A 16,899-nucleotide genomic window follows, 5' to 3' on the forward strand; every position below is an offset into this window, starting at 1 on the left:
GAAAAAAGAAGGGAACGTTCACACATGTATCCATTCAAAGCGAAATTAACACTTGACTTCACATGTGATTTATGTCAAAAAAGGATAGATAATAGCGAAATGCCTGCTACATCTATCCTCTATTTCAACACTATGATTTTAACTTTATAAACGTAATTTCCGGCAATGTTTGCATATGCTGAATAAATGCATTCTTTTCTTCTGGCGATATATTTTTCAATTGCATTCCTACCTTATAAACTATTTCTGTATCTTGCTGTAAGGCTTCAACTTCATATGAAAGTATTGGAATACCTTTCACTCGTAGCGTCTCTACTATTTGTTGTACCGCCTCGTGTTTATTTATACACATTTGCACCGTTATATTTTGCGGAAATAAAAATTGCACCTTAAAAATACGACTTACAATCTCTAAACCAATCAAAACGAGAATCATCGCTCCAATCCCTACAACATACATACCTGCTCCAATTGCTAGCCCTATTCCTGCTGTAGCCCATAAACCAGCCGCTGTCGTTAATCCTTTCACTGCCTGCTTTTGAATAATGATTGTACCTGCACCTAAAAATCCAACTCCACTAACAACTTGCGCTGCAATCCGGCTCGGATCAAGAGCCATATGTTCTTCAAACACAATATCCGAAAAAGCATATTTCGAAACGACCATTATTAAAGCACTCCCTACGGCTACTAGGAAATGTGTTTTTAATCCCGCTTCTTTTGAGCGAATTTCCCTTTCAATTCCAATTATTGCTCCTAATAAACCGGCAACACCGATTCGTATAATAAAATCAATATGTAAGCTCACGGGCATTTCCCCCTTTCATTCATTATAGATAGATAAAACAAAAATTATCACAAACATCCGTTTATCGATATAAAAGCATTTCATTAAAATATACTTAATATCTCAACTTTTTTATGTTAATATTTTAAATATTAACATAAATAAAACAACCTACTTCTCATACAAAAAAACTTTAAAGTTCAACGTCTAACTTATTTTCAGTTAAAAATGGTATATGAGTTGCATGAAATGAGGTTGAGAAAATCAGGAAACGCTTTCATTTTATATCATAATTTTTGTGAAATAGAACATAAATAAAAGGAGCTTACTAACAATGAACGTCTCTTTACTTACACCTACTACTGATTTACAAGAAGAATACTTAGATTTTTATAACGAATGGAAAGATAGCGGTGAAACGATGATTCCATGGGTTATTTCAAAAAATCCTTCTAATTTCACGGCAATGATTCAAGAATTACACGACGCACATAACGGAATAAATATTCCTGAAACTTGGGTACCAGATTCTACTTATTGGCTTGTTACAAATGAAAATAAAATTGTAGGAGCTGTTAATATTCGTCATAGTTTGACGGAGCATTTATTTAATGCTGGAGGCCATATCGGTTATGGTATTCGCCCTTCTGAAAGAAGAAAAGGTTATGCTACAAAGTTACTAGAGTTATCATTAGAAAAAACGAAAGAATTAAACATCACGAAAGCACTTGTCGTTTGCGACGAAGTGAATACTGCTTCAGAGAAAACGATTTTACATAACGGCGGTCTCCGTGATGATGATTTCACTGAAGAAGATGGGAATGTTGTGAGAAGGTATTGGATTGAGCTCTAAATAATCAAAAACAAGCCAGAAAGTGATTAAACACTTTCTGGCTTGTTTTATCCCGCGTTAACGGGCAGTACAACTCCCACCTCAGAATTCAGCTGGAACAAAGAAGTTAGGTGGGAGATTAACTGCCCATAAACGCCCGATTGGTGAAGGCTAATAATCAGTGGGGGATGAACAAACCCCCCACTAATTAAAGTTTCACTTTATACTGCTTCTATTTCAAACTGCACTGTAATACCACTTGGATCTACTACAGTAAATCCATTTGTAGTTTCATTTATTTCATGTTGTTTTTCTATTAATCTTTCTTTCACTTCATTTAACGCTTCTTTATGCGGTAGTACTATCGTATACACTTTTAGTCCCGTTGCATGTGCTGGTGGATGTGGATTATTTACCCCGTTCCACGTATTTGCACCAATATGGTGATGATAGCCTCCTGCCGAAATGAATAAGCAATCATCTTCACGCTGTTGTACTTCAAAACCTACTGTATCTACATAAAACTCATGTGACTTCTCCACATCAGCTATTCGTAAATGTACGTGTCCAACCACCGTTTCGGCTGGTAAGCCATCAAACTCATACTCAACGAGCACTGCTAGTTCTTTTAAATCAAGTGGCGTACTTCCTCCTGGCCCTTCTCCCCACTGATCACGCGGACGGTCTGCATATATTTCGATACCATTACCCTCTAAGTCTTGTAAATAAAATGCCTCACTATACGTATGATCACTTGCGCTATTAAACCTTGAAATTGGTAAAATTTCATTTGAATATGTATAACGCCCTTCTTGCTCAGCCGGACTATCAATTACCTTTTTATTGCGAATAACACCAAATAGTGCCGAAGCAAAAGCTTCACGAGTCGGAACTAAAAAGGCAACGTGATATATACCCGTCGTACGCGGTTCTTGTAGCGCTGCATCTTCCAACTGCTCAAGAACAAGTAACGTATTCTTACCACCCTTTCCAGCTAAGTGTGCTTTGTTCTCCTCTTGTTTAATTACTTCTAATCCTACTACATTTTCATAGAAGGCAATTTGACGCTCTAAATCTTTTACTTTAAATGCAACATGACCAATACGTGTTTTCGGATGAATTTGTACCATGAATAACTTCCTCTCCAGTTCCCTTTAGTTTTTTATGTAAGTTGATAGGCAATAGGCCCATTCAACGAATACACCTTAATTTTGTTTTTTTGTAGCATCAACTTTTAGCCATTTTTTCGATATGTCACTTAATGTTCCATCTTGCTCTAATTCTTTTAACGCCTTATTTATATCTTCTAACTTTTCACTCTTTTTTGCAAATGGAAATGCAATCTCTCCCCATTCAAGTGGGCCAAATCCAACTTTGACATTATCTAGTTTCGCCTTTGTTATTGTTGTTTCCACTTGAACTTTATCATTATAATAAGCATCGACGCGTCCAAAGCCTACTTCGTTCAATTCCGCCGTTGGGTCCTCTGAGTACGTTTTAATCGTAAAAGCATTATTTTTATTTAAAGCTTTTAACTCTTGCTCTCCTGCTGTACCAAGTCCAACACCTACAGTCTTTCCTTTTAGATCCTCTAGCGATTTAATTGTATTATTATTTTTCTTCACCGCAAAAACAGAACCTGAATACACATACGGGATCGAAAAGTCATATTTCTTTTTTCTTTCCGGAGAAACGGATAATTCATTTGCAATCGTATCAATACGGCCTGAATCTAATAAACCGAATAATCCTTCAAAATCAGAAACATTCCATTCTACTTTATATCCAGCTTTCTTAGCAGCCGCTTCAATAATTTCAGCATCAAAACCTTTTACTTTTTCACCTTCTTTAAATATAAATGGGCTACGACCTGCAGAAGTCCCAACTTTCACTACTTTTTCATCTGTCTTTTTACTTGCTGCATTAGAACCACATGCAGACAAAGCTCCAACTGATAGTGTTAATGCTAATGTTAGTAATAATGACGATTTTCTCATAACTCTTCCTCCTAAATAACGAAATGATTTCCTTCTTCAGATGCATTTAATTGCCGTAAAAACTTTTTCGTACGTTCATTTTGTGGGTTTCGAAAAATCTCTTCTGGCGTTCCCTGCTCTACGATAATTCCATCAGCCATAAAAATAACGCGATCAGCCACCTCTTTTGCAAAATTCATTTCATGTGTAACAATAACCATCGTTATATGTTGTCTTGCCAAATCTTTAATAACTTGTAATACCTCATTAACTAATTCTGGATCAAGTGCTGAAGTCGGTTCATCAAACAATAATACAGCTGGATTTAAAGCCATTGCCCTAGCAATCCCTACCCTTTGCTGTTGTCCACCTGATAACATTGCCGGATAAAAATCTTCTTTATCAGCTAAGCCTACTTGTTTTAATATTTCTCTCGCTATTCCATTTGCCTCTTCTTCACTTTTTTTCTGTACAACCGTTAATGCTGTTGTAATATTTTGCAATGCTGTTTTATTTTTAAATAAATTATAGTTTTGAAAAACCATAGCTGTTTTTTGACGTAATTTTATGATTTCTTTTTGATAAAGTTTCTTCGTATGAATCTCTAAATCTTCAATTCTAATACTGCCATCATCCGGTTGTTCTAATAAATTTAAACATCGTAGTAATGTCGATTTCCCTGAACCAGAAGGTCCAATAATTACTACCACTTCCCCTTTTTTGACAGTAAGTGAGATTCCTTTCAGCACTTCATTATGTTTGTAAGATTTATACAAATTTTTTAACTCAATCACATATATCACCTCATTTCTCTTATAAATACGGTGCATCAAGTTTCTTCTCCAACCTTTTCTGTCCCCAGCTGATTACGATTGTAATAATCCAATACACAATCGCTACCGCTAAATAGCTTTCCATATAACGATACGATTGTGCCGCCAGCATTTTCGCTTGTGCCAATATTTCAGCCACTCCAAGTGCAAAAGATAACGAAGATTCTTTTAACAATCCAACAAAATTATTTCCAAGTGACGGCACTGCTACACGAATAGCCTGCGGAAAGATAATTTGTCGCATCGCTTGTGCTTTTGTCATTCCAACTGATAAACAAGCATCCATTTGCCCTGATTCCACAGCATTTAATGAACCTCGAATGATTTCTGACAAATAAGCAGCATTATTTAAACTGAGGCCAATTAAAGTTGCTTGCATAGCTGTAAGCACTGTAAAAGCCGGAGATATTTGTGGCAATCCGAAATATAACACAAACAATTGAACTAATAACGGTGTCCCTCTAAAGAAAGAGATATACACCCTTGCAATTGGATATAAAAATTTCGTTTTGTTTTTTGTAATGATCGCCAAGCCAATCCCTATAAAGAAAGAAATAATCATTGAAACTACAGTAATCCCTAAAGTTATGTATACATACTTAAATAATTGCGGAAAACTTTCTAAAAAATACGCTACATCAAATTTCATTTTCTCCCCCTCTCTAAACAAAAAAACTCTTCTTACACATATAAGAAGAGTTGAATGTTAATCCATTTCCCCCCATCTTCCAAACGCCTCATACGTTTGCTGGAATTAGCACAGTGCTTTTTTAGCCTGTTGCTGAGATTTCACCGGGCCAGTCCCTCCATCTCTCTTGATAAGAAAACCAATAAATTTTTCCATTTATTTAGTTGTTATTATGAAGAATACAGTTAAAATTAAACAATGTCAATAGGAAAACTAAGAATTAAACTCAACCCTTGTTCGAACATACTAGTAATACATCAATTTACTATTCTTAATAAACTGTACACAAAAGCCATCTCCTCTGAAATTCAGAAGAGATGGCTTCAATTATAGAAACTATAAATATTTTACTTTCTTATCCTTTAACTACATATTTATTTCATCTTATGTACTTCAGCAACTAACTTTCCGCCTTGAATGCCCATATAAAGCTTAACAGGAGCATCATTCGTATTTTCAAATACTAAGTCTAAATATGGATAAGCAATTGTAGCATCTCTTCCCTGAGGGACATAACCTACTGTTTTAGAATGTGTAGTTCTCTCTACCATTTTCAAACCAGCTTGATCTGCTGCATTGTATAGCGTTGATGATGTTTGACAAACGCCACCACCATAACCATCTACTAATTTACCATCTACAATTTCTTTACCTAATTGATATCCTTTATCTGGCGTTGTATCACCGATTAATGCATTGAAAGAGAAACTGTCTCCTTTTGCTAATACAACTCCATTTATGCTCGCTGCCGACAAACGAATATTCTCAATACGGCCACCTGCTGATCCACCTAAATTCGTTTCATATCTACCAATTACCGTGCCACTTCCTTGCGCATCACTTAATGTTGCGGTAGGCTTTTTCTCAACGATAGGTAACTGATATGAAGAATCCCACATACCAACGTTTAATAATTTATCTACTAATTCTTTTTCCATTAATTCAAAAGAAGGCTTTCCTTCTTGCCATGATCCATCAGATGCTATACGTGAAGGGACCATCTTTTTGTCAACACTTTTCCCGACTTCACCTGCAACCTTCGTTACGGATTTTTTGAATTTCGCCTCATCTTCAAAATAACCTAAACTCGATAAGTCTATTTTTTTCACTTCAGTACCAGTACGCCCATCCACTAAGCTAATTGAATCCTGTACATCAGCCTTAGCCTCTACAACATTCCCACCAAAATCACTTACTAATGCCACATCACTTACTTTTGTACCACAACCACTTACTACAGCTACGCATAGCACCCCTACTAATATACCCTTTATTTTTCGGAACAATATACTCTCTCCTTTTCCCCAACATTATTTCTTATGTATTATTTCATTTTTATGTATCTTTTGTTACAATCATTTTACAATATATTTAGAAAATGTTACAAGTTGTTTTTTACTCTATTAAAACTACTCTTTTCTTTTGTAAATGTCTATACATATTTATATAAATTTTCGAGTTTGATAACATTGTAACTTTTATGCAACCTATCTCCATCCAGTATATACCATTCAACAGATGAAATACAAATGTAACACCCTTTCATTTCACCTCTCTATTCACCTGCATGCTTCAGAAACCGCAATACCGCTTTCTCATATGTGATCATTATTAACAACTTAAACCGAGCTTTTATCGGTAAAAACAATCATTCACTTCAGGTATATAGGTATTTGCCGTGCCACTACTCCGCTTTTGCACATACATTATGATGAATTTAACCTATTATAAAGAAATGGAGGATGTTTTTATGTATCCCTACAATCCTTATGATCCATATAACCAATATGGTTACCAACCTCAGTATGATTTACAGGCACAATACCAACAATATATAGATCAAACAGAACAAGTTAATCCATATGATCAAAATCGACAATTTCAACTTCCAATCTCTTTCCCTGGTACTGGAAACCGTCAATTAGAAAGACGAGTAAATGAGCTTGAGCAAAGAGTACGTCAACTAGAAAACACAGTTGAGCGTCATACGCGTAGATTAAACCGCTTAAATCAGCGTTTACGTACAGTGGAAAATAGGCTGAATATTCCATTTTCAGCATTAGAAGACGGATTTTAATTTCGAAAATAACAAATATATAAGGAAGGGGCTCCCCCTTCCTTATATAAATTGACGAAAGTTTTTTCCATCTCTATACTGATAAGAGTTAATGAAATGAAACAAGGTGATAAATATGGATTTTGAAATAAATTTTCTTTCCTTTTATGTAGTACAAGTAGAAGGAAAAGGTGAAGCAGTTGATAAGCGCTATAAACATTTTCAAACATTAGACGCTGAAGAGTATGAAGATAGCTCTTTAAAAGAATTTTTGAATGGTGAATTATTAAAAATTTCAAAGCGAAAAGTAGAACGTCACGCAAAAACAGAACAAGCCCCAACGAAGATCGGTCGCTTTATTGTAGAAGAAGGGCATGAACTCGATTCAAACCCTCATTACAACTTATTTAATCGTATTCGCTTTGCAGAAACAAAAGAAAACTTCAAAGATATGAGCGAACCTCTCGTTTATACATACCTTGACACAAGCGCTGTACGTGGTGGTGTGTTTTTAATCGCTCAAGCAAAACTACGCAAATACTTTGATGATCCATTCGTATTCGTAATGAAATGTGACTTCGAACCAAAGGTTGCTTCCATTTCTGATGAATCAACACTTATTCGTAACGTTGAAATGGCCATCACAACAAAGAATATGAAATCTATCCAGTACCCATACATGCCTGAAGAAGGTATGGTGGAGCCTGGCGAACTAAAAATACACCAAGCATCACACGCCCGCTACTTTGAAGACTTCTTAAAATTCGTCGAATACGAACGCTCTATGCCTGAAATTATGAAAACACAAGTAATGGACATGGTATACGACCAAATTGAAGATGTATTTGAAGAAGGTACTGAAGAACGTGAACAGTTCGACCAAGCGATGGAAGTATGGGCTGCCAGTCCGAAACGCGAAATTATGGAACAATTTTCAACAGAAGAAGTAATGGAAGCTACCGCTCAAATCGTCGAGCACGCCCCTGAAGTGGAATTAAAGCTAAAAGCAGATCATATCTCTGTGAAGGCTTTGCTTGCTGATTTCGGAGACCTAATACATATTGCAAAGGTAAACGACCGATATGTATTAATGATTGAGGCTGATACACTTACGTTTGAGAAAGGCTTCTCTCCAATTGAGTTTTTGAAGCCGGATGAATTACAAGACGTAATTGAGCGGATTGAGAATAAGCAGCAGTATAACTATGGATCAGGAGAAATTGAATAGAATAATGTAAAGAAGACAATGACGGGTTAAATTCCATCATTGTCTTTTTATTATCGAAAACATTTCGTATCAAGAACATGCACTGTAACGTGTCCGTCTTGTATATCTGTTAATGTTATATTGTATGATCCGGCATTTTTTTCAAATGAAGCACATCTCTCAATGGATACGAGTCTTTTAAACCACTGTCATGCATAATAAACACTTCATCTCAAAAACTGCTAATTTTTAATGATTGTACGGCATTCCGCAAGAACAACGATGCGAACCGAATAATAAGTTATAGGAAGCAGGAAATTCTTGATTTACACGTTGTACTTCTCGCGCAAATTCTTTTTCGTCTTTTGGTACTCGAATGAGCGCATCTGCTTTTTCTTGTGTATCTATGTTGGCTCCAGGCGGCACAAACCTGTTCGTCGAAACACGTACTCCGTTTGTTACTACTGCATTGTATGAAATAAATGTTCCTTCTCCAATAATCGCATTATACACAATTGATTTAAAACCGACGAACACCTTATTCCCTATATAACAAGGACCGTGAATGAGGGCGCCATGCGCAACACTTACTTTTTTTCCAATATAGATTGAATACTCTTTATCATCAACAGAAACGAATTTATTCAATAAACCATGTAAGATAACTCCGTCTTGCAGATTTGTGTTTGAACTAATATAAAATGGAGTTCCTTCATCCGCACGAATGCTTACATTAGGAGCTACATATACATTATCTTTAATTCTCACATCGCCTATTACACTAGAAAACGGACTTATGAAAGCTGTTTTATCAATTTTTGGATAACGTTTAATCGGATTAAATGAGGTAATAGGATTGGGGCTGATGAAGGGAGCAAACGAATGATTGTGGCTCCTACAATTTCTTTTCGTCAAGAAAACATCTCCTTTAAAATCATATATACAGTATTTTATGTACGCCCTGCTATTTTGGAGACAAGTAGTTAAAAGTATTGAGAAAGGATTCTCTTATATTGAGCTTCTGAGGCAAGATGAATTACAAGATGTGATTGAGCGGATTGAGAATAAACAGCAGTATTCTTATGATCCGAATGGGATTGAATAAATGCTTCCATATACCTATTTTTACTGAGCTCTATTAACAAGCGCTCTTTTATTTGGGACATAGTTGACATTTATATTAAAAACCGATTCTACTAAGAATCGGTTTTTCTTCTTTATAACAAATATGCTTATTTTTAAAAAATATTTTTGCTCCAAGATGACATTTCTTGTAGAATCAAGTATATTTCCATGAGAGACATCTACTTCAATATTTCTAGTTGACCAAGTCCTTCTATAAGTTTTTGGTGTTTTTCCTTTTAGTCATTATGTATGTTGTTAAAATGAAAATTTCACTTTACTACCTCAAATTTATTGTATTCGTAAAAAGATAATTGAAAACGATATTCCGGATGCTCTCTCACCCAATCGTAGGCTTCTTCTAAAATATCCATTTTATTTTGCACGTCATTAAGTTCACTACATTCGTTCCTTTTCTGTTTACATAGAGGACAGAACCCACTCACTATCTCGGCATTCATCGCACGAATCGTTTTACTTTCTAAGTCAACTACTAGACGAAGAATAAGAGAATGCTCCGCTTTTGTAGTCACCATCATTTCAGCAATTCCATCCTCATTCCAAAAGACACCATTTAATTCCATCTGTACGGTGACATCTTTGATTTCCAAGTCTATCACTATCACACCTCCCTTGTATAAGACTCTTACCTTACTCTTCGATTTTAATCTTTAATACACCACGAGTTAAAGATATATTAAGCTTTTTCCAATTCTTCTTCTTTGCTATGAAAGGAAGTGTAATTAGTGCAAATAGTGTGGTAAATACTATCAAAAAAACTAAAATGGTTAAAATGTTAAAGATTGCTTCCATTAAACTACACTCTTTTCTATGTATATCCGTACTAAAAATAACAAAATATCCCATTAACAATACAGAACAAGCCGTGAATTTTCCAACTAAACTTCAGCAACTTAATCCTAAAGTCTAGTTGTACATATGAATAAAATAAATTTTATTACTAACTTTCTTCTACTACTTTCTCCATCTCAGCCAAATACCTAAGCTGCCGCTCCGCTTTTCTCACCGCAGTAGGAAAGTGTTTTTTCAGAAGTTCTACTGCTGATTCACTTATATAATATCTTTCCGTTATACTTTCCCACGTGTCACTGCTTTCAAATGCACTCCATACAAAAGGACGCTCTGTATTTTTTCTCAGTTCTTTAAACACCCATTTCCGCATCCTTTTTTTCGCTTTTTCTGTTAGTTTTCCGTTCTTTACAAGTTCAAGCTCACCATGTCTCTTGTATCGCTTGTTAATATCTCTCTCGCCATATACTTTCAGAAAGATATTTGCTGTATTCTCAGCATCTGCTAAAGCCCGGTGCTGCTTCCCTTCCCATGTTAAGCCGAGCTGATCCACTGCAAATTGTAAACTTGGTGTATGCTCAAATAATTCTTCATACGCCTGAAAAACAAATTTTTGCACATCAAATCTGCTCTCTTTTTCCATACATGGGCATTCTACACCGTATAATGTACAATCTTGAGATAGAAAACGGTAATCTTCTTTTCCCCATGAAATAAATATAGAATCTTCTCCGATGAACTGAATAAATTTCTCTATAATTTGAGGGAAATTCCCTACACCTATTAAATCTTTCTTTGTAATTCCAGTTAATTTTGTTGTATGACGAGTTAATGGGGCACTTGGTTTTACTAACTCTGAAAATTCTCCAATAACCTTCATTGTACTCACATCTATTTTTACAGCTCCAATATCAACTATTTCTGACGGATCTTCTGATTTATACGGCCTAAAATTCCTTTCAATATCAAACACAATGAAGTGTGTAGCGTTTTTCAATTTATTTACCTCTTTCTAAATTCCTTTTCACACACATACTTTATTTTCAGTATTTATTTATTAATGCACTTTATGCATGAAAAACTTCACATAAAAATCAAAAATTCAGTCTTATTATTACATGTACATAGGAGGATATTCAATAAAAACGCAAAAAAAAAGAAGGGCAAGCCCTTCTTTTTTCATAATTACTTCTTGTTTACGTTTGTAGCTTGAGGTCCACGGTTACCTTGTTCTACTTCGAAAGTAACTTCTTGACCTTCTTCTAAAGATTTGAAGCCGTCGCCTTGGATAGCTGAGAAATGAACGAATACGTCTTCTCCGCCTTCAACCTCGATGAAACCGAAACCTTTTTCTGCGTTAAACCATTTTACTTTACCGTTTTGCATTTAAAAAATCCTCCTACAATGTACCTATATGTACATATTCATTTTCAACCACTTTACAATAATACATCATATATTAAAAAACTGCAACCCCAGAGGAGATTTAACATTGCTATCCTCCTCGGAAGTTACAGCTCATTTAAATCTCTATATTATTAAAAGTAAAATGGTTTAAAGTAACTATATCATACCAATATAATAAAAGTAAAGTTTTTTTAAAGTTATACAGCTTTTTTTTTCCACTGCATCGCTTTTAATTCACCTGATCCAGCTACAACATAGCCTTCTTTTTCATTAACAATGCGCCAACCATGCCCTTTAACCGAATCACATACTGTAACAATTCCTTCTTCAAGAAGCACACGGCAAACAGTGCTAATTCCCGCCTTATTTTGCGTTGACGTTGTATATAACACATGTTGATCCACACTTAAATCTAAATAACTACTCGCTTTTTGTTCACTTTGACATGTATGCCAACCTATTTTATCACTTTCGATACTCTCATCTATTCTGCAAAAAGAAATATTTCCGCTAATTCCCTTGCACGATCCACTTGCCGCTACTAAATAGGAATTATGTATAGTCAACGCAGAAATCATCTGATTCATCGCTATTTTAATCCTTTTTAATTTACGTGTCTCTAAATCAAAAAGCCAAACACCACCATATTTAGTATGTATTTTCGTACCGATAAATAAGTAATGTTTATATAAAAATAATGATCGAATAGATGGTGCCTCACTACCGTAATTAAGAAATGGCTGAATAGTCTCCCATGTGGAACCAAAATTATTAGAATGATACAGTGTTTTATCTCCATGAGCAATTACTGTTCCATTCTCACTACTACATACATTCCAGCTCGTTGCTTTCGTTGGAAAGCGCTGGATCGTCCACGTTTCTCCACCATTCATACTACGAATAAAAACTCCTTCGTCCCCTACTCCGTAAACTACGTTACCTTCACTATGTAAATCTCGAATTCGTTTTTGGAAACCAGTTAAAGCCTGTTTCCATTCTCCATCTTTTTCAATGAATAAACCATTATATGTAGTAGCTAACAAAAGCTTTCCATCTCTTAACTTTGTAATAGCAGTTGCACTTAACATTGTTTCCACGTTGACACTCCCGTTCCTAGAACTTCTCGGCAAAAGCAATTGCAAAATCACTGCATTTTTCAACGTCTTCTTTATCTTCTGGAGCTAATTCAATTTTCAATCCTTCTTGTACAAGTTCTGCCCCGCATTTTACAAGACGTTCTTCAAATATCGTTACCGCTTCACAAAACAGCTCATACGCCGTATCACCTGATCCAAAAACAGCCACTTTTTTACCCGTTAAATCTATATTTTCTAACTCATCATGGAAATCTTCCGCTTCAAATGGTAATTCACCATCACCCCACGTATAAGATCCTAAAATGATTCCATCATAAGCTAATAATTCTTCAGCATCCATACCTTCCATCTCTTGCAATACTACTTCGTGATCAAAGGCATCTAAACTTACTTTAATTAAGTCAGCAATACTCTCTGTATTCCCTGACATACTTGCATACGCTATTAAAATTTTCGCCACTTTGGCATCCCCCTCTTACAATAATTGATTCTCATTCTCATTATATTAATAATGAGAATCAATTTCAATTATTATTTTCATTCAATTTATATCCTTTTCATTTATGTTAAAAGAAATGGTACATCTGACTATTCCCTTTTCATTTTGAGTATTAACATTCATATTCATCTATTGCCAAATCTAGTTTCTCAACTTATTGTATATACATCCTTTCACATTTAATATGTTGCATATATAATGCGAAAGGCCATTTACACATTTCATTATTTTTAGGTAACAAACAATTTCGATCTTACAAAAAGAGGAGTCTTTCTAATGAAAAAATTTTTTATTAGACTTTTAAAAATATCATCCCTTTTGACAGCACTATTATTAACAGTGGGTGCCATTATTCTATTTGGCACTTCATACGGCCATAATTTACGTGTCATCGCAGCGGAAAGTATTTTAACGTCTCAACATCCGCAATACGCAAAAATTACATTTCTATCTGATAACGAGTTAAATGATATTTCTCAATCCATTACAAATCCAAAATGGAAAAATAGCGATTTTGCCAATACTAAACTTTCAAAACAAGAATTAGAGCGAAAGAAAAATGCACCATTAAACGTTTCGATTGAAACGATAAAGAAAAAATACAATGATCATTTTTTTGAAGGTAAATTAATGACTATTAGTAATCCATTAAATGTAAAGCTCGTTACACAACAAGGTTCAGAAGGGAAAGACGTTGGAGAAAAAATATATGTCATGGCAAAACGAAACCATGCACTTGCTGCTGTAAATGCTAGTGGGTTCTGGGATGAAACGGGGCATGGTGGTGGTAAAACAGGCATCGGTATTGTTATTGAAAACGGGAAAGTTATAAACACACCACAAGACATTAATACCCCTACTCTCGTCAGTGGACTTACAAAATACGGACAAATGGTTTCAGGAGAGTTTTCTGCTAATCAACTGTTAAATAAGAATGTCGTTTCCGCTGCTGGCTTTATGCCTCAACTAATTGTAAATGGCGAAAAAATGATTACAAATGATGGCGGATGGGGCTATGGTCCCCGAAGTATTATGGCTCAGAAAAAAGATGGGTCAATTATGTTTTTCATCATTGATGGAAGACAACCTCATAGTATCGGAGCTTCTTTAAGAGACTGCCAAGATATTCTTTATGAAAAAGGGGCCATAAATGCAATGGCAATGGACGGGGGCTCGTCAGCAACATTGTACGCAATGGGAGACATTTTAAACATCCCTTCAACCTTATCTCATAAATCACGCTATTTACCAAACGCCTGGGTTGTTACCTCGAACCCTAAGCAACAAGTTCATGTAACGATAGATGGCAGCCCAGCAAGCTCTCAAAAGATTTCCGAAATGACAGGATCTACTGCTGTAGCAATAAATAAATAAAAAAGAACAGATGACTATACAATCATCTGTTCTTTTTTATTACTTTTTAAAAATACCAAATGGTTTTCCAACTGGTAATACAACTTTTCCGAAGTGTGTATTTAACACGGCTGCTGCTGAACCATAGAAAGATAATAATGAAATACATAGTTCAGAATACGCTGCTAAATTATGCATTGCGTGCGGCATAACACCTAAAGTACTTAATGAAAGACCGATAAATAAGAAATCAATAAGGACGAAAATCATAAATAATACTTTATGTGTTTCCATTGCACCAATTGTCATAAAGATCGTGAAAATCAAGTATCCGATAAAGGCTACACCAAGCTGTTTTGAATCTGCAGTTTGGGCTAATTTTTCGCCAAATACTCCGAGTTGAATTAACCAAGTCATTCCAACACCTAACCAAAATAGGCCGTACGCACCAAATGCTGTTGTACCGAACGTATTGTTATGCTTTGCATCGTGAATGCATGCAAAGATTTGTGCAAATCCTCCTAAAAAGATTGCCCATGGTAATACAAGTGAAACGCCATCTGTTAAGCCTAACTTTTGAGATGATGCTACAAGTGTTACCATCGCTAATCCAAATAGACCAATTCCAGATGGATCTGCTGTTGTCATTTTCACATGATGTGTAGTAGTTTGATTGCTCATATAAACCTCCTGATTATAAACATACTCGAATACAATACTTAAATCAGAAGGCTATGTCAATGGTTTTTTTTGTATGTTGTCAGACCTTATATTCCATAATAATCAAATACACATTTGGCCACATCATAAGGTTTTACATTTAAATTTGGCAACTCATTTACCGGCATCCATAAAGGAATATAACTCCCTCTATCTTTCAGCTCGAACTCCTCGCCTTTACCACTTCCGAAAACTCCACCTATAATATGGGCATTATAATAATACTCCGTACCTTTATACTCCACCTTTGCAATCAGATGCTCCACTTGTATATGTACCCCTAATTCTTCATAAACCTCTCGCTTCGTTGCTTCTTCAGGCGTTTCTCCTTCTTCAATTCCCCCGCCTGGAAAAACAAAATACATCTCACCTTCTCGAACACGTTTTATAAGAGCGATTTTACCACCTTGTATAATTATAGCTGCACCGCGATTTCTTCTCACTTTATTACCTCAACACCAATCGCAACTGTTCCCCATTCTTTTTCTTGTTCTTTCGTATATATTCCGTATGTACTTTCTAACATTTCTTTTATACTAAGTTCTTCACAATCAAATAATTTTTTATCAATTTGTTCGTATATTCCTTTAAAGCTTTCGTATCGTTTTATCTCCGTTACTTTTACAGCCATCGTTTCTGCTGTCGTAAGGTTCGTAAATACAATTTCATCGTCTTGTTTTATAAGTTGACGTTTTTTATCGTATAAGCGTACTTCATATACTTTTTTTCCTAATTGAATCGACTGAAAAGGTTTATTATATAATCCCATTTCGTATCTCATACATTTCACTCCCTTTTATTCATCTTGCCTACTAACATTTTTGCACATTACTATTTCATACAACATAGTTCGCCTTACTTCACCTTGCATATGATGTTCCATATCCATTACTTTCTTTAGAGAGGATGCTAAAATTGGTATGTTATATTTAAATCAAAAACCTGAATATAATAAATATGATATCGGTGATTATACTTACAGTAAAGTAGGCCCTATTATTTTTTCTTGGAATGATGAAACAAAATTAAAAATAGGTAAGTTTTGTTCATTAGGAGAAGAAGTCGTTTTCGTACTTGGCGGTGAACATCGTGCTGATTGGATAACAACTTATCCATTTAATGTCCTCTTCGAAGAAGGAGCACACATTACTGGTCATCCTTCTTCAAAAGGTGATATCGTAGTCGGCAATGATGTATGGATTGGTTATCAATCCTGCATTTTATCTGGTGTTACAATTGGTAACGGGGTCATTATCGGGGCCAAGAGTGTTGTTACAAAAGACGTACCTCCATATGCAATCGTCGCTGGTAATCCTGCCAAACTAGTTCGATATCGTTTCCCACAAGAAATCATTGAAAAACTAGAAAACCTTGCATGGTGGGACTGGGACATTTCCGTTATAAAAGGAGCTATTCCATTTCTACTCTCCAACAAAGTCAACGAATTTTTCACTTCTCCCGAAGAAGAAGCTACTTGATCTAAACAAAAAGAGCATCCTATTCTTTCAGGAT

20 protein-coding genes, 1 pseudogene and 1 riboswitch are annotated in these 16,899 nt (G+C 35.3%); of the genes and pseudogenes, 6 read left to right on the plus strand and 15 right to left on the minus strand.

The annotated features are described in order from the left end of the window. Positions 1 to 130 precede the first annotated feature (130 nt). On the minus strand, positions 131 to 808 hold the full coding sequence (locus MR066_RS17235) for an MgtC/SapB family protein (RefSeq protein ID WP_242247935.1): 678 nt from the start codon (positions 806 to 808) through the stop codon (positions 131 to 133). A gap of 313 nt (positions 809 to 1,121) precedes the next feature. On the opposite strand from MR066_RS17235, the gene MR066_RS17240 reads away from it, so the two are divergent. Further along, a complete protein-coding gene (locus MR066_RS17240; protein ID WP_002033611.1) occupies positions 1,122 to 1,640 on the plus strand; it encodes a GNAT family N-acetyltransferase in 519 nt (172 codons plus the stop codon). Between the two features lie 200 nt (positions 1,641 to 1,840). On the opposite strand, the gene MR066_RS17245 is transcribed toward MR066_RS17240, so the two are convergent. From MR066_RS17245 to MR066_RS17265, 5 genes are all read right to left on the minus strand, one after another. Beyond that, positions 1,841 to 2,749 carry a VOC family protein gene (locus MR066_RS17245; protein WP_242247936.1) on the minus strand — a complete coding sequence of 303 codons (909 nt, stop codon included), beginning with the start codon at positions 2,747 to 2,749 and terminating at the stop codon, positions 1,841 to 1,843. A 75-nt stretch (positions 2,750 to 2,824) separates the two neighbouring features. Continuing rightward, positions 2,825 to 3,616: an amino acid ABC transporter substrate-binding protein gene (locus MR066_RS17250; protein WP_002066495.1), complete on the minus strand. Its 792-nt coding sequence runs from the start codon at positions 3,614 to 3,616 to the stop codon at positions 2,825 to 2,827. Positions 3,617 to 3,627: 11 nt separating this feature from the next. Then, positions 3,628 to 4,389 (minus strand): amino acid ABC transporter ATP-binding protein, encoded by a 762-nt coding sequence (locus tag MR066_RS17255; protein ID WP_033708422.1) that lies wholly within the window; start codon positions 4,387 to 4,389, stop codon positions 3,628 to 3,630. 19 nt (positions 4,390 to 4,408) lie between these two features. After that, positions 4,409 to 5,077, minus strand: a complete 669-nt coding sequence (locus MR066_RS17260) for an amino acid ABC transporter permease (RefSeq protein ID WP_002066492.1) — start codon at positions 5,075 to 5,077, stop codon at positions 4,409 to 4,411. A 69-nt stretch (positions 5,078 to 5,146) separates the two neighbouring features. Further along, positions 5,147 to 5,253, minus strand: a riboswitch (SAM riboswitch). A 237-nt stretch (positions 5,254 to 5,490) separates the two neighbouring features. Then, entirely contained in the window at positions 5,491 to 6,402 is a 912-nt protein-coding gene (locus MR066_RS17265) for a VanW family protein (RefSeq protein ID WP_002128453.1), read from the minus strand. Positions 6,403 to 6,866: 464 nt separating this feature from the next. On the opposite strand from MR066_RS17265, the gene MR066_RS17270 reads away from it, so the two are divergent. Together MR066_RS17270 and MR066_RS17275 are read left to right on the plus strand one after the other, a co-directional pair. After that, positions 6,867 to 7,193, plus strand: a complete 327-nt coding sequence (locus MR066_RS17270; RefSeq protein ID WP_002087720.1) for a hypothetical protein — start codon at positions 6,867 to 6,869, stop codon at positions 7,191 to 7,193. Between the two features lie 115 nt (positions 7,194 to 7,308). Then, the gene (locus tag MR066_RS17275; RefSeq protein ID WP_242247939.1) at positions 7,309 to 8,400 is read left to right on the plus strand and encodes a DUF3900 domain-containing protein; all 1,092 of its coding nucleotides are present in this window, start codon (positions 7,309 to 7,311) and stop codon (positions 8,398 to 8,400) included. A 228-nt stretch (positions 8,401 to 8,628) separates the two neighbouring features. Here the strand turns inward: MR066_RS17275 and MR066_RS17280 are convergent, their stop codons facing one another. Then, the gene (locus MR066_RS17280; protein ID WP_242247946.1) at positions 8,629 to 9,294 is read right to left on the minus strand and encodes an LbetaH domain-containing protein; all 666 of its coding nucleotides are present in this window, start codon (positions 9,292 to 9,294) and stop codon (positions 8,629 to 8,631) included. A 73-nt stretch (positions 9,295 to 9,367) separates the two neighbouring features. Between MR066_RS17280 and MR066_RS27490 the strand changes: the two are divergent. Then, positions 9,368 to 9,484: pseudogene (locus MR066_RS27490) on the plus strand (DUF3900 domain-containing protein); the annotation flags it as partial. Positions 9,485 to 9,773: 289 nt separating this feature from the next. Here MR066_RS27490 and MR066_RS17285 read toward each other — a convergent pair. The 5 genes from MR066_RS17285 to MR066_RS17305 form a co-directional block, all read right to left on the minus strand. Beyond that, the gene (locus MR066_RS17285) at positions 9,774 to 10,121 is read right to left on the minus strand and encodes a hypothetical protein (RefSeq protein ID WP_242247949.1); all 348 of its coding nucleotides are present in this window, start codon (positions 10,119 to 10,121) and stop codon (positions 9,774 to 9,776) included. A 341-nt stretch (positions 10,122 to 10,462) separates the two neighbouring features. Further along, the gene (locus MR066_RS17290) at positions 10,463 to 11,308 is read right to left on the minus strand and encodes an exonuclease (protein ID WP_113936057.1); all 846 of its coding nucleotides are present in this window, start codon (positions 11,306 to 11,308) and stop codon (positions 10,463 to 10,465) included. A 188-nt stretch (positions 11,309 to 11,496) separates the two neighbouring features. Beyond that, positions 11,497 to 11,697 (minus strand): cold shock-like protein CspB, encoded by a 201-nt coding sequence (gene cspB / locus MR066_RS17295; protein ID WP_001179147.1) that lies wholly within the window; start codon positions 11,695 to 11,697, stop codon positions 11,497 to 11,499. A 218-nt stretch (positions 11,698 to 11,915) separates the two neighbouring features. After that, the gene (locus MR066_RS17300) at positions 11,916 to 12,815 is read right to left on the minus strand and encodes a WD40/YVTN/BNR-like repeat-containing protein (RefSeq protein WP_242247951.1); all 900 of its coding nucleotides are present in this window, start codon (positions 12,813 to 12,815) and stop codon (positions 11,916 to 11,918) included. 16 nt (positions 12,816 to 12,831) lie between these two features. After that, positions 12,832 to 13,275 carry a flavodoxin gene (locus MR066_RS17305; RefSeq protein WP_001062757.1) on the minus strand — a complete coding sequence of 148 codons (444 nt, stop codon included), beginning with the start codon at positions 13,273 to 13,275 and terminating at the stop codon, positions 12,832 to 12,834. 315 nt (positions 13,276 to 13,590) lie between these two features. Between MR066_RS17305 and MR066_RS17310 the strand changes: the two genes are divergently transcribed. Then, positions 13,591 to 14,688 (plus strand): phosphodiester glycosidase family protein, encoded by a 1,098-nt coding sequence (locus tag MR066_RS17310; RefSeq protein WP_242247952.1) that lies wholly within the window; start codon positions 13,591 to 13,593, stop codon positions 14,686 to 14,688. A 39-nt stretch (positions 14,689 to 14,727) separates the two neighbouring features. Here the strand turns inward: MR066_RS17310 and MR066_RS17315 are convergent, their stop codons facing one another. From MR066_RS17315 to MR066_RS17325, 3 genes are all read right to left on the minus strand, one after another. Beyond that, on the minus strand, positions 14,728 to 15,348 hold the full coding sequence (locus MR066_RS17315) for an acetate uptake transporter (protein ID WP_000070943.1): 621 nt from the start codon (positions 15,346 to 15,348) through the stop codon (positions 14,728 to 14,730). A gap of 86 nt (positions 15,349 to 15,434) precedes the next feature. Next, a complete protein-coding gene (locus tag MR066_RS17320; protein WP_002128457.1) occupies positions 15,435 to 15,830 on the minus strand; it encodes an NUDIX hydrolase in 396 nt (131 codons plus the stop codon). Continuing rightward, on the minus strand, positions 15,827 to 16,168 hold the full coding sequence (locus MR066_RS17325; protein ID WP_242247954.1) for an ASCH domain-containing protein: 342 nt from the start codon (positions 16,166 to 16,168) through the stop codon (positions 15,827 to 15,829). The genes MR066_RS17320 and MR066_RS17325 overlap by 4 nt, the downstream gene beginning before the upstream one ends. Before the next feature lie 139 nt (positions 16,169 to 16,307). Between MR066_RS17325 and MR066_RS17330 the strand changes: the two genes are divergently transcribed. Further along, positions 16,308 to 16,865: a CatB-related O-acetyltransferase gene (locus MR066_RS17330; protein WP_242247956.1), complete on the plus strand. Its 558-nt coding sequence runs from the start codon at positions 16,308 to 16,310 to the stop codon at positions 16,863 to 16,865. Positions 16,866 to 16,899 lie beyond the last annotated feature (34 nt).

This window comes from Bacillus cereus group sp. BfR-BA-01523, assembly GCF_022662615.1.
In the GTDB taxonomy this organism is placed as follows: Bacteria; Bacillota; Bacilli; order Bacillales; family Bacillaceae_G; genus Bacillus_A; species Bacillus_A mycoides.

Coding starts and splice junctions, on each gene's coding strand:
- MR066_RS17240 (WP_002033611.1), top strand. CDS start 1,122: ATGAACGTCTCTTTACTTACACCTACTACTGATTTACAAGAAGAATAC.
- cspB (WP_001179147.1), bottom strand. CDS start 11,697: ATGCAAAACGGTAAAGTAAAATGGTTTAACGCAGAAAAAGGTTTCGGT.
- MR066_RS17250 (WP_002066495.1), bottom strand. CDS start 3,616: ATGAGAAAATCGTCATTATTACTAACATTAGCATTAACACTATCAGTT.
- MR066_RS17315 (WP_000070943.1), bottom strand. CDS start 15,348: ATGAGCAATCAAACTACTACACATCATGTGAAAATGACAACAGCAGAT.
- MR066_RS17325 (WP_242247954.1), bottom strand. CDS start 16,168: ATGAGATACGAAATGGGATTATATAATAAACCTTTTCAGTCGATTCAA.
- MR066_RS17310 (WP_242247952.1), top strand. CDS start 13,591: ATGAAAAAATTTTTTATTAGACTTTTAAAAATATCATCCCTTTTGACA.
- MR066_RS17270 (WP_002087720.1), top strand. CDS start 6,867: ATGTATCCCTACAATCCTTATGATCCATATAACCAATATGGTTACCAA.
- MR066_RS17260 (WP_002066492.1), bottom strand. CDS start 5,077: ATGAAATTTGATGTAGCGTATTTTTTAGAAAGTTTTCCGCAATTATTT.
- MR066_RS17330 (WP_242247956.1), top strand. CDS start 16,308: ATGTTATATTTAAATCAAAAACCTGAATATAATAAATATGATATCGGT.
- MR066_RS17245 (WP_242247936.1), bottom strand. CDS start 2,749: ATGGTACAAATTCATCCGAAAACACGTATTGGTCATGTTGCATTTAAA.
- MR066_RS17275 (WP_242247939.1), top strand. CDS start 7,309: ATGGATTTTGAAATAAATTTTCTTTCCTTTTATGTAGTACAAGTAGAA.